Annotated in this window: 10 protein-coding genes; 6 read left to right on the forward strand and 4 right to left on the reverse strand. The window is 63.0% G+C overall.

The window, feature by feature from the left end; all coding sequences use genetic code 11:
- Window positions 1–13: 13 nt before the first annotated feature.
- The 3 genes from AS9A_RS08105 to AS9A_RS08115 are packed head-to-tail and all read right to left on the reverse strand — an operon-like array spanning window position 14 to window position 3053.
- On the reverse strand, window positions 14–781 hold the full coding sequence (locus AS9A_RS08105; protein WP_013806477.1) for an SDR family NAD(P)-dependent oxidoreductase: 768 nt from the start codon (window positions 779–781) through the stop codon (window positions 14–16).
- Window positions 782–792: 11 nt separating this feature from the next.
- Window positions 793–1998 carry an acyl-CoA dehydrogenase family protein gene (locus AS9A_RS08110; protein ID WP_013806478.1) on the reverse strand — a complete coding sequence of 402 codons (1206 nt, stop codon included), beginning with the start codon at window positions 1996–1998 and terminating at the stop codon, window positions 793–795.
- Between the two features lie 32 nt (window positions 1999–2030).
- On the reverse strand, window positions 2031–3053 hold the full coding sequence (locus tag AS9A_RS08115) for a phosphotransferase family protein (protein ID WP_013806479.1): 1023 nt from the start codon (window positions 3051–3053) through the stop codon (window positions 2031–2033).
- Between the two features lie 80 nt (window positions 3054–3133).
- Here AS9A_RS08115 and AS9A_RS08120 point away from each other — a divergent pair, with 80 nt between their 5' ends.
- Together AS9A_RS08120 and AS9A_RS08125 are read left to right on the forward strand one after the other, a co-directional pair.
- The gene (locus AS9A_RS08120) at window positions 3134–4030 is read left to right on the forward strand and encodes a TetR family transcriptional regulator (protein ID WP_158307353.1); all 897 of its coding nucleotides are present in this window, start codon (window positions 3134–3136) and stop codon (window positions 4028–4030) included.
- 133 nt (window positions 4031–4163) lie between these two features.
- Window positions 4164–5993, forward strand: coding sequence for an NAD(P)/FAD-dependent oxidoreductase (locus AS9A_RS08125; RefSeq protein ID WP_013806481.1), 1830 nt, complete (start codon window positions 4164–4166; stop codon window positions 5991–5993).
- Here AS9A_RS08125 and AS9A_RS08130 read toward each other — a convergent pair.
- Window positions 5986–6639, reverse strand: a complete 654-nt coding sequence (locus AS9A_RS08130; protein WP_148262425.1) for a hypothetical protein — start codon at window positions 6637–6639, stop codon at window positions 5986–5988. The genes AS9A_RS08125 and AS9A_RS08130 overlap by 8 nt on opposite strands.
- Before the next feature lie 290 nt (window positions 6640–6929).
- On the opposite strand from AS9A_RS08130, the gene AS9A_RS08135 reads away from it, so the two are divergent.
- From AS9A_RS08135 to AS9A_RS08150, 4 genes are all read left to right on the forward strand, one after another.
- Window positions 6930–7220, forward strand: a complete 291-nt coding sequence (locus tag AS9A_RS08135) for a hypothetical protein (RefSeq protein ID WP_013806483.1) — start codon at window positions 6930–6932, stop codon at window positions 7218–7220.
- Between the two features lie 110 nt (window positions 7221–7330).
- Complete coding sequence (locus AS9A_RS08140) at window positions 7331–9943, forward strand: DNA translocase FtsK (protein WP_083826669.1); 2613 nt, start codon at window positions 7331–7333, stop codon at window positions 9941–9943.
- A gap of 208 nt (window positions 9944–10151) precedes the next feature.
- The gene (locus tag AS9A_RS08145; RefSeq protein ID WP_013806486.1) at window positions 10152–11141 is read left to right on the forward strand and encodes a TerC family protein; all 990 of its coding nucleotides are present in this window, start codon (window positions 10152–10154) and stop codon (window positions 11139–11141) included.
- 90 nt (window positions 11142–11231) lie between these two features.
- Window positions 11232–11924: a YciI family protein gene (locus AS9A_RS08150; protein ID WP_041451698.1), complete on the forward strand. Its 693-nt coding sequence runs from the start codon at window positions 11232–11234 to the stop codon at window positions 11922–11924.
- Window position 11925: the final 1 nt, after the last annotated feature.

Below are 11925 nucleotides of genomic sequence, written 5' to 3' on the forward strand. Positions count from 1 at the left end.
GTCGCGGCGGGACTTACACGATGGCGCTGAGACCGCCATCGATCACCAGTGAGCCGCCGGTCATGTACGACGAGGCGGGGCTGGCCAGGAACAGCAGTGCGGCATCCAGTTCGGCCTGCTCCCCGAACCGCCCCAGGACGCTGTTGTCGGTGACCATCGTCCGGAGAGCCTCCGCGCCCTCCGAGTTGGTGATCTCGGAGTCGAAGTAGCCCGGGCACAGGGAGTTGACACGGATGCCGCGGCGGCGCGACCACTGCTGGGCGAGGTCCCTGGTCAGACCGAGTACGCCAGCCTTGCTGGCGCAGTACCCGGCCTGTGGGAAGCGGGAGGCAACCCAGCCCAGCACGCTGGCAACGTTCACGATCGAGGACCCCTCCGGCATGTGCGGCGCGCAGGCGCGCGCCATCCAGTACACCCCGTTCAGGTTGGTGTCGATGGTGCTGCGGAAGACCGCGGGGTCCTCTCTCAAAGCGCTCCCGGCCGGGCCGACGCCGGCGTTGTTGACCAGCACGTTGATGCGGCCGAACTCGTCGGCCGCTGCTGCGGCCAGCTCCTCGCACTGCTCCTGCACCGAGACATCGGTGCGACGGATGAGCACGGGCGTCCCCTGCTGCCGGAGCTCCGCCGCGAGGGCTTCAAGCTTCTCTTCGCGTCGCGCGGCAAGGACCAGCGTGGCACCCGCCGTGGCCAAGGCACGGGCGAAGCCGAGTCCTAAGCCGGAGCTTGCGCCGGTGATGACGACGACCTTGTCTTCGAGGCTGAATCGGTCGATCAGGTTCATCAGGTTCTCCTTCAGCCGACGTGCGGCGGCGTTTTCTTCAGCTCGATGCCCGCCACCGTTCGTCGGTGCACCGCATCGGGGCCGTCGACGATGCGCAGGACCCGGGCCCACGCGTAGAAGTAGGCGAGCGGTGAGTCGTCCGACACCCCCATGCCGCCGAAGACCTCGATGGCCCGGTCGATGACCCGCGTCGCCATGGCCGGAGCGGAAACCTTGATCGCCGAGATCTCGCTGCGCGCTCCCTTGGCGCCGTACTGGTCGATGAGCCAGGCGGCGTGGTAGACGTGCAGACGCGCCTGGTCGATCTCGATACGCGACTGCGCGATGAGATCCTGCACGTTGGCGTAGTCCGACAGTGGCTGCCCGAAGGCAACGCGGGACCGGGCACGGACCACCATGAGGGCAAGGGCGCGCTCCGCCATGCCGATGGCACGCATCGCGTGATGGATGCGCCCGGGACCCAGACGGGCCTGCGCAATGCGGAACCCGTCGCCCTCGTTGGCCAGGAGGTTGCTCGCAGGGACCCGGACGTCGCGGAACTCAATCTCGCAGTGGCCGTGCTGGTCGTTGTAGCCGAAGATCGGCAGGTTCCGCTCGATGGTCAGCCCCGGGGTGTCACGGGGAACGAGGATCATCGACTGCTGGCGGTGGGTCTCGGCCGTCGGGTCGGTCTTGCCCATGACGATGAAGAGCTGGCAGCGTGCGTCGGCTGCCCCGGTGATCCACCACTTGCGGCCGTTGATGACGTAGCTGTCGCCGTCCCGGCTGATGTGGGTGGTGATGTTGGTGGCGTCGGAGGAGGCCACCTCGGGTTCGGTCATGGCGAAGGCCGACCGGATCTCGCCGGCGAGCAGTGGCGCGAGCCAGCGCTCGCGCTGCTCTGTCGTGGCGAACAGCTCCAGGGTCTCCATGTTGCCGGTGTCAGGCGCCTGGCAGTTGATCGCCTCAGGCGCGATGACGGGCGACCAGCCGGAGATCTCGGCGACCGCCGCGTACTCGAGGTTCGACAGGCCGGAGAGTTTGGGGAGGAAGAGGTTCCAGAGGCCGCGCCGCTGTGCCTCGCGCTTGAGGTCTTCCATCACCGGTGGATAGGCATGCTCGCCATGCTCGCGCAGGTACTGCGCCCAGGCCGGTTCGGCCGGGAACACGTGCGAGCGCATGAAGTCCCACATGTTCTCGCAGGCTTCCTGGGCCTTGGGGGAGAGGGAGAAGTCCATGGTGTGTGCTCCTGGGGGAGGTAGGGAGAGGTTCAGAGGAGGGCAAGGCCGCGCTGGCCGAGGCCGAGGATCTCCGCATCGAGATCGCCGAAGTCCTGGCCGCCCATTGCGCCGGCGCGCGACCGTGCAGCAACGCCCTGGGCGATGACGGCGAACTTGAAGTGCGCGAAGGCGAGGTACCAGTCCATGTCGGACAGGTCGACGCCAGCAGTCTCGGCGTAACGCGCCAGCATCTGGGTGCGCGAGGGGAATCCCGGCAGATGGCTGACGCCGGGGATCAGGGACAGCTCGGGTTCACCCTCCTCGCGCCAGAAGAGGAGCAGCAGGCCCAGATCGGTGAGCGGGTCGCCCAGCGTGGAGAGCTCCCAGTCCAGAATCGCCGCGATTCGGCCCGGAGCCGTGGAATCCAGGACGACGTTGTCGAGTCGGTAGTCGCCGTGCACGATGGCGGTCCGTTGCTGAGCGGGGACCGCGGCGGCCAGCCGTGCACCCAGCTCCTCGATCTCGGCGACGGGCTCGAATCGCGATGCCTCCCATTGGCCGGTCCAGCGGCGTACCTGCCGCGCCATGAAGCCTTCGGGGCGGCCGTAGTCCGCGAGTCCGATCGCCTCGTAGTCGACGGCGTGAAGCGTGGCGAGTGTGTCCACGAAGCCCTCACCAATCGCGCGACGTTCGTCAGTTTCCGTTGCGTAGCCGGCCGGAAGGTCGCCTCGCACCACATGTCCCGGGACCTTCTCCATGACGTAGAACGGGAAGCCCAGGAGATTGCCGTCGTCGACCAGCACGATGGCCGCAGTCGGTACCGCAGTGCCCGCGAGAGCCTCCTGGACCCTGGCCTCGCGGACCATGTCATGTGCACGCGGGAGAAGTTCGCCCGTCGGTGGGCGCCGGAGGATCAGCTCGCCAGCAGGACAGCTCAGGCCGAACGTGAGGTTCGACTTGCCTCCGGTGATCAGCTCAGCGTCCACCTCTGTCCATCGGGTGTCATTCGTGGCGGCCACCAAAGCGGGGGCCAGTGCCGAGAGCGGTAGCAGGCCGAGCAGGTCCGTGGACATGTGTGACTCCTTACTGAACAGACCGAGCGATCGTATCGAAATTGTTCAGTTAGCGCTAGTCCTCGGCTAGTATGTTCGGTATGACTGAACAATCTGCGGCGAGCCAACCTGCGGTCGGCGCGGCCATCCGGGCGACCCGTGAGGCCCGGGGCCTGTCCCTCCGTGCCCTGGCGGCCCGTCTTGACGTGAGTCCCGCGACTCTCAGTGCCGTCGAGAGGGATCTCACGCCGATCACCGTGCAGCGGCTGGAGCACGTTGCCGCCGTACTTGACGTTGACACCAGCGAGCTGCTGACGTCGTCGACGACCGCCGTAGGACCGGGACGATCACCTGGGCCGACTCGGCCGGGTCGCCCGCTCCCGCAGCGTCGGCAGGGGACGCCGTCGTGGCGGGTGTTCGACAGCGTCGAGACGGATCCGATCCTTCAGGCCGCCACACGCTTGTTCGTGGTACATGGCTTCCACGCCACCACTGTGCGTGACATCGCCGCGGCGGCGGGCATGAGCGTGGCTGGCGTCTACCACCACTACCCGAGCAAGGAGCGGATCCTCGTGGCGCTGCTCGACTTCACCATGAGCGAGATCGCCTGGCGAATCGAAGCTGCTCGCGCGGAGGGCAGGGACGCCGCACACTCGTTCGCCCTCATGGTGGAGTCGCTCGCGCTGTTCCACGCTGTCCAAGGCGACCTGGCGTTCCTCGGAGCAAGCGAGATGCGCGGGCTCGGACGTCCGGAACGGGCGCGGGTCACGGCACTGCGGGACGCCGTGCAACACGCCCTGGATCGCCAGGCACTCGCCGTGATCGATGCCAACAAGGAGTCAAGGCTCACACCGGACGAGGTGCGCGTAGCCACTCGCGCCATCGCGACCATGTGCACCTCGTTGCCCTCGTGGTTCAAGGCCGACGGCCCCAAGGATGCAAGAGAAGTCGCATCTCGCTACGCCCGGTACGCGCTGGCAATCCTTCTCACCCCATGAAGAACCCGCCTCGTGGCAAGCGTATCGGCGCCTCACGCCGGCTCAAACCATGCAACCCTCCGCAACCCTTGTCCCCAGTCCAGGGAAGGAGTGTGCTCTAGGTCACAAGCTCATTCACGAAGAAGGAGTCATGATGACCGAACTCATCTCTCGCGGCGCCGTATGGCCGGAACTTGACCTCAGCCCGCAGGACCGCGTCGACACGTGGCTCATCGAATTCGAAGCCGCACTCGCTGCTCGCGACATCGGCAGGGCCGCAGGAATGTTCGCAACTGACAGCTTCTGGCGCGACCTCGTTGCCTTCACCTGGAATATCAAGACGGTGGAAGGGCGGGAGGGCGTGACGGACATGCTCACCAGCCAGCTAGATGCGGCCAGCCCATCGAACTTCCGGACAACCGACACTCCGGCCGAAGCCGACGGGGTGGTCAGCGCCTGGATCAGTTTCGAGACCGCGACTGGGCGCGGCATTGGACATCTGCGCCTAAAAGAAGAAGGTGCCTGGACGCTCCTGACTGCGGCGCAGGAACTCAAAGGCTATGAGGAAGGCAAAGGGCAGCGTCGACCAAAGGGAGTAGTGCACGGCGCCAATAAGAGTCGCGTGACCTGGGCGGAACAACGCGCGATCGAGGAGAAGGAACTGGGCTACACGGCCCAGCCGTACGTCCTGATCATCGGTGGAGGACAAGGGGGCATCGCCCTCGGCGCCCGGATGCGGCAACTCGGCGTGCCAGCCATTGTCGTAGACAAACATGAACGTCCCGGCGACCAGTGGCGAAAGCGGTACAAGTCGCTGTGCCTGCACGATCCGGTCTGGTACGACCATCTCCCGTACATGCCCTTCCCGGAGAACTGGCCGGTGTTCACGCCGAAAGACAAGATCGGTGACTGGCTCGAGATGTACACACGCGTTATGGAGGTGCCGTACTGGAGTTCGACGACGTGCACATCAGCTGCCTTCAACGAAGAGACAAAGGAATGGACGGTACACGTCAACCGCGATGGCGAGGATCTCGTCCTCCGTCCCAAACAGCTGGTTCTCGCGACAGGGATGTCAGGGAAACCGAACGTCCCTACATTCCCCGGCCAGGAAAAATTCCAGGGCGACCAGCATCATTCGAGTCAGCATCCAGGTCCGGACAAGTACGCGGGCAAACGGGCGGTCGTCATCGGCGCCAACAACTCAGCACACGACATTTGCGCTGCGCTGTGGGAATCGGACGTCGATGTGACGATGGTGCAGCGCTCGTCGACACACATCGTGAAGTCTGACTCGCTGATGGAAATCGGCCTCGGCGATCTGTACTCGGAGCGGGCCCTGGCAGAAGGCATGACGACCCAGAAGGCCGATCTGACCTTCGCGTCAATTCCGTACCGCATCATGCACGAGTTCCAGATTCCGGTTTACGACAAGATCCGGGAGCGCGACTCGGACTTCTACGATCGTCTGGAGAAAGCCGGCTTCAAGCATGACTGGGGTGACGACGGATCCGGTCTGTTCATGAAGTACCTCCGAAGAGGTTCGGGCTACTACATCGATGTTGGCGCTTCGGAGCTCGTTGCGGACGGCGAGATCAAACTCGCACACGGTAACGTTCGCGAGCTGACAGAGAACAGTGTGATTCTCGAAGATGGAACCGAACTCGAAGCCGACGTTGTTGTCTACGCGACGGGATACGGCTCGATGAATGGGTGGGCTTCGGACCTGATAGGACAGGAAGTCGCCGACAAGGTCGGCAAGTGCTGGGGGCTTGGCTCGGACACGACGAAGGACCCGGGCCCGTGGGAGGGTGAGCAGCGCAACATGTGGAAGCCCACCCAGCAGGAAGCACTCTGGTTCCACGGCGGCAATCTGCACCAGTCGCGGCACTACTCGCTTTATTTGGCGCTACAGCTCAAAGCGCGCTACGAGGGCCTTCCGACGCCGGTGTACGGACTGCAGGAAGTCCATCACCTCAGCTAGCGGGCCGTGCGAACCTCGCGACGGACTGAGCGGTGAACACCACCATCGCGCAGCCGATGGGGAACAACAACTCGTTCACTGTCAGTCCGGCGAGGTCGGGCATCGTCAGTTCCGCTCCACTCGACGTGGCGCTCAGCGCAGTCGCTGTGACGATGATGCCACCGAAAACGACGCCCGAGATTGCGCCGAGTATCAGGTAAGGCCGGGCACGGTCGACGTGTCGCCGCACCAGACGCGCGAGCAGGAAACCGAGCAGTCCGTATTGAAACGCTTTGAGGAGCGCGATCAGTGCGAGGGACGCAGTCACTGTGCCGACGGGTTCACCTATTAGCTCATTCACGCCGCGTTGCGCGCCCCGGGCAAGGCCCAGAGCCAGGGGTGCGCAAACGAATCCGAGGACGCCGGCGATTGTCACTGAGGCACGCATGATTACGGTGCCCACTGCGATACCCACGCAGACAACTACCGACCAGGTAACGCCCTGGGCGAGACTCGCGAGGAATCCCACCCCCGGGAGGTCGCTGCCGAAAACCAGTTTCGTAACCACAATCAGTATCTGCACGGCGAGGCCAAGGCCGATGGCCAGCCAAGCCACCGTCGCGATGCGCTGCACGACGTGTTCGGGTTCGCTCGCGCTGCTGTTCATTGTCAGCAGACCGTGAAGTGCTTCTGGAAGCGAAGGTACGAGCATTGACGCATATGAAAGTTCGCTCCTGTGCCGTGCGCCGCTCCGTCGCGGCAGCGTGGATGTCTCTCGGATGACCGACGATTATTTACCAAGCGTCAGCCAGAGACCGATACCGAATTGATGTCTGATTAAACCACTCAAAGTGTGACGCTTGACACATAGTGGGGGAAGGAGCAGATTCGAACTAACGCCCGAGATCGGGCCGGGAGAATGCGCGCTCAGTGTTGAGCGGACATGGAGGTGCTGAGATGACTACCGAGACGTCTGAACTGCGCAGGGGCATCGGGCAGTTACGTCAGTCCGTGAGGACGCTGATGATGAAGTACGGGGACGCGCCAAGCGTCCGCCGGCTCGTAACTGACCTGGAGCGCCTGAGTATCGATGTCGACGATTTCGAGCAGTCGCGACCGGCGCCAGTTTCCGCGTCCGCGGCCGCAAAGCAGGAGAAGATTCCCGTTCCTGACACGCCCTACGACGACTCGTTGTGGGCAGGCGTCGACGACGAAGGCGTGGGCGGCTACCACGGTGATCGCTCGTAGGCACTCGCCCTCCTGGTATCGGTGATCCCTGCCACAGCCAGGATTACGACTTGGTTGTGACAACTGATGCGTATGGTCAGGATGGTGTCATTGCGACTAACCTGACACCCATGCCAGCCAGGACTCAGACACGCACCACGCGCACACAATCCGCTCCACGCGGGTCGTCATCGCGTGCGTCACGCAGCCCTGCCCGTAAGTCCACTTCAGGGACATCGACCCAGAGATCGGCACGTCAGTCACCCCGCAAGCCTGCCTCGCGGGGCAGAGCACCCCGGCGCAAGAACAGCCGGCCGCGTGGAGGTGGCGGTATGTCAGCAGTCCGCGTAGTTGGTCGCGGAATCGGATCGGGCTGGACGATGATCGCCCGCGGCGTAGGCGCGACCGCGCGAACAGTGGGACGTGCAGGCGATATCGACACCGGACACCGTCGCGACGGCGCGGGCCTAGCGCTTATCGCGATGGGGCTGATCATCGCCACGAGCGTGTGGGTATCCGCCGGCGGCCCGGTAGGGGAGTGGGTCAACACGGGCCTGCGATCAGCCTTCGGTTCGCCGGCGGCTCTTCTTCCTCTCGTTCTCCTCGTCATTGGTGTCACGGTGATGCGTACTGAGCCGAAGCCTGACGTCCGGCCGCGGCTGGTCCTTGGGGCAGTAATGCTCGGAGCAGGAGTTCTGGGGCTATGGCACGTTTTGTCCGGTGCCCCCGACGAAGCCGCCGCTCGGAGAAACGCGGGTGGCTTCTTCGGATTCATCGCGGGTGGCCCGCTCAGTGAGGGCCTCACCGTGTGGCTCGCGACACCGCTGCTCGTGTTCGCTGTGGTGTTCGGTGTCCTGTTGCTGACAGGAACTACCGTGCGGGAACTGCCCGCACTGCTCGCCCGGGCCCGGGAGCGCATGTTCCCTGTTCATGATCTGCATCAAGGGGCTGATCAGATCACCCTTGACGACGAAGCGCCGGTTGAGCGTTTGCGACGGCCATCCCGCAGGCGCCAGTCGTCGGGTGCGTCGGGCAAGTCCGCCGCCAGCGGTGACAGTCAGCCAACTCTGGACGACGTGACGCCGGAGCCACTACCGGCGACAGACGAGCCTCCGATGCCGGAGCCGAAACGCCGTCCACTGCGGTTGCCTATCCCGATGAAGACTTCAGCTGAAGGCGAGGCTGAACCGGCGCCCAAGGACTCGGGTAAAAACAAGGGTTTCGGAAAAATCGTCGACCGGAAGCCCGAAGGCAACTACAAGCTGCCACCCGGAAAACTGTTGACCAAGGGTGACCCGCCCAAGCTGCGCAGCACCGCGAATGACGCGATGATCGAGGCGATCACCGGCGTGCTCGAGCAGTTCAAGATCGATGCCGCGGTGACGGGATACACGCGCGGTCCGACCGTCACCCGCTACGAAGTTGAACTTGGCCCGGGGGTGAAGGTCGAGAAGATCACGCAGCTTGCGCGCAATATCGCGTATGCAGTCGCGACCGACAATGTGCGGTTGCTCGCTCCGATACCTGGCAAGTCAGCTGTGGGTATCGAGGTGCCGAATACTGACCGTGAGATGGTGCGTCTGGCCGATGTGCTGGCTGCGCCGTCGACGCGCAAGGACCATCATCCGCTCGTTATCGGCCTGGGCAAGGACATCGAAGGTGAGTTCGTTTCGGCGAACTTGTCGAAAATGCCGCACCTGCTCGTCGCTGGTTCCACCGGTTCGGGTAAGTCGAGTTTCGTCAACTCCATGCTCGTCTCGCTTCTCGCCCGAGCGACGCCGGACGAAGTGCGCATGATCCTTATCGACCCGAAAATGGTCGAGCTCACGCCCTACGAGGGCATCCCGCACCTGATTACGCCGATCATCACGCAGCCGAAGAAGGCCGCTGCGGCGCTCGCTTGGCTGGTCGAAGAGATGGAACAGCGGTACCAGGATATGCAGGCGAGCCGGGTGCGTCATATCGACGATTTCAATGCCAAAGTGCGGTCGGGCGATATTACGACGCCCCTCGGGAGTGAACGAGAATACCGCCCGTATCCGTACATTCTCGCTATCGTCGACGAGTTGGCGGACCTGATGATGACGGCGCCGCGAGACGTGGAGGACGCCATCGTCCGGATCACCCAGAAAGCCCGCGCGGCAGGTATCCACCTCGTGCTCGCCACCCAGCGTCCGTCAGTGGACGTTGTCACCGGCCTTATCAAGACGAACGTGCCGTCGCGGCTGGCATTCGCGACATCGTCACTCACGGACTCGCGGGTCATCCTGGATCAGCCTGGCGCCGAGAAGCTCATCGGCATGGGTGATGGACTGTTCCTGCCGATGGGTGCCGGTAAGCCTGTTCGCTTACAGGGTGCGTTCGTCACCGACGAGGAAATTCACGGGATAGTCGACTTCTCGAAGACGCAGGCGGAACCCGAGTACCAGGAGGGTGTCACCACCGCGAAACCTGGGGACAAGAAGGATATCGATTCCGACATTGGTGATGACCTCGACCATCTGTTGCAGGCGGTCGAACTTGTTGTGAGCAGTCAGTTCGGGTCCACCTCGATGCTCCAGCGCAAGCTCCGTGTCGGCTTTGCCAAGGCTGGGCGCCTGATGGACCTGATGGAAACACGGGGGATCGTCGGTCCGAGTGAAGGTTCGAAGGCCCGGGAGGTTCTCATCAAGCCGGACGAGCTCGACTCCGTACTGGCAGCCCTGAATGGTGGCGGGGACGTAGGAGAAACATCACAGGGGTAAATGTTCATCCCCGGCGAGCGCAATCTCGCCGGGGATGGTTCAATGGACCCACCGAAGGGGAGTATCCCTCACGCGTTGGTGTCGTCATCACGACCGCAAGGTCCGGCGCCATCGGTTAGTTGCCTAGCTGGCGGATTTCCGTCGAGCGCTACGGCAGCTGGCGGGAGAGACCTCCGGAGTTCAGTCGTGTGAACCGGAGGTTTCGGAAATGAATGTTCCATTGTGGATATGGGCAGCAACCATTGTTGCCATCATCGGGTTTTTTGTCTTCGACTTCTATGCTCACGTGAAGACACCGCACGCTCCGTCGCTGCGGGAGTCGGGGTTTTGGTCGGCGTTCTACATCACGCTAGCTGTGATCTTCGGGTTCATCGTGATGGGAGTATGGGGCACCCAGTACGGTGGCGAATACTTCGCGGGCTACATCACCGAGAAGGCGCTGTCGGTCGACAACCTGTTTGTCTTCGTGATCATCATGGCGACGTTCTCGATTCCGCGCGAATATCAGCAGAAGGTACTGCTCATCGGTATTGCGATGGCACTAGTTATGCGTGCCGGTTTTATCGCTGTCGGTGCCGCGGCGATCAACAACTTCAGCTGGGTGTTCTACATCTTCGGCGCGTTTTTGCTGTTCACTGCATACAAGCTGATGAAGGACGCTGGCCACGAGGAAGAGGTCACCGAACAACGAGACTCGAAGATCATCCGATTCTCACGGCGGTTCCTCCCGACAACGGAGGAATACGACGGCGACAAGCTGGTCACCAAAGTTGATGGTAAACGGCTCTTCACACCGCTAGCGCTCGCGCTGGTCGTCATCGGCTTCACGGATCTGCTTTTCGCCCTCGATTCGATCCCCGCTATCTACGGCCTCACGCGCGAGCCGTACATTGTGTTCACCGCGAACGCCTTTGCGCTACTCGGCCTGCGTCAGTTGTACTTCCTCATCGGTGGCTTGCTTGAACGTCTGGTCTACCTTTCCCACGGCCTGTCGATCATCCTTGGTTTCATCGGCGTCAAGCTCGTTCTGCATGCTCTGCACGAGAACGAGCTCCCGTTCATCAACAGCGGTGAGCCCGTACATGTCCCGGAAGTGACCACAGGCATATCGATGATCTTCATCGTGTCGGTGCTTGCCATCGTGACCATCGCGAGCCTCATCAAAACTCGGCACGAGAAGGTGAGCGAACTCAGCTGATCTCCGGTGAAGTCGTATGGCAAAGTTGTCGAAAACGCGGTCTATTCGTTCGTCGCCATAGTGACAGGAAGACCGACGAGGGAGATCATCATGCATTACTTTGCCCTACTCATCGGTGCGGAGAACGAGAACGAGGTTCCCGGTACACCAGAATTCGAGGCGGCGGTAGCTGGCTACGAGGAGTTTGATCGGTGGGCCGGAGACTCCGTGGTCTGGGGAGTCGCGCTGCATTCCGTGAACGAGGGGATGCGCAGGAAGCCAGACGGCATGATCACGGACGGCCCGTTCACCGAATCCGCCGAAGTGGTGGGTGGCCTCTACGTCCTGGCTGCCGAAAATCTCGATGATGCAATCGAAATCGCGCGCCGAATCCCAGCTGCGATGGATGGAGCGATTGAAATGTGGCCGATGGCGGAATGGACGCTCTCGGACAACAGCTACAGCGAAAACTGGGTCGCACTCATCAGGGAACCCGCGAGCGATACACCAGATCCCGGCACCAGCGCGTGGGACAGTGGTGTTGCCGAACACGAGAAGTTCGGTAGCGCCGCACGTGAATGGCTACGCGGCGGCGGTGCGCTTTACCCGTCGTCCGCCGCGACAACGATCCGCGTGCGAGACGGGAAATTGCTGCTCAGTGACGGTCCCTACATCGAGTCGGCCGAAGTCGTGAATGGGATCTACCTTTTCAAGTGCGACGAGGAAGAGGCCCGCGCGCTCGCGGCCCGCGTACCAACGGGTCCGCGGGGCGGAATTGAGATGCGAAAGGTCGTCTCATTCTGAG

The sequence above is a fragment of the Hoyosella subflava DQS3-9A1 genome (assembly GCF_000214175.1).
Lineage (GTDB): Bacteria > Actinomycetota > Actinomycetes > Mycobacteriales > Mycobacteriaceae > Hoyosella > Hoyosella subflava.

Excerpts from the sequence above, each read along its gene's own strand:
- AS9A_RS08105 (WP_013806477.1), bottom strand. The coding sequence starts at position 781 with ATGAACCTGATCGACCGATTCAGCCTCGAAGACAAGGTCGTCGTCATC.
- AS9A_RS08110 (WP_013806478.1), bottom strand. The coding sequence starts at position 1,998 with ATGGACTTCTCCCTCTCCCCCAAGGCCCAGGAAGCCTGCGAGAACATG.
- AS9A_RS08115 (WP_013806479.1), bottom strand. The coding sequence starts at position 3,053 with ATGTCCACGGACCTGCTCGGCCTGCTACCGCTCTCGGCACTGGCCCCC.
- AS9A_RS08120 (WP_158307353.1), top strand. The coding sequence starts at position 3,134 with ATGACTGAACAATCTGCGGCGAGCCAACCTGCGGTCGGCGCGGCCATC.
- AS9A_RS08125 (WP_013806481.1), top strand. The coding sequence starts at position 4,164 with ATGACCGAACTCATCTCTCGCGGCGCCGTATGGCCGGAACTTGACCTC.
- AS9A_RS08130 (WP_148262425.1), bottom strand. The coding sequence starts at position 6,639 with ATGAACAGCAGCGCGAGCGAACCCGAACACGTCGTGCAGCGCATCGCG.
- AS9A_RS08135 (WP_013806483.1), top strand. The coding sequence starts at position 6,930 with ATGACTACCGAGACGTCTGAACTGCGCAGGGGCATCGGGCAGTTACGT.
- AS9A_RS08140 (WP_083826669.1), top strand. The coding sequence starts at position 7,331 with ATGCCAGCCAGGACTCAGACACGCACCACGCGCACACAATCCGCTCCA.
- AS9A_RS08145 (WP_013806486.1), top strand. The coding sequence starts at position 10,152 with ATGAATGTTCCATTGTGGATATGGGCAGCAACCATTGTTGCCATCATC.
- AS9A_RS08150 (WP_041451698.1), top strand. The coding sequence starts at position 11,232 with ATGCATTACTTTGCCCTACTCATCGGTGCGGAGAACGAGAACGAGGTT.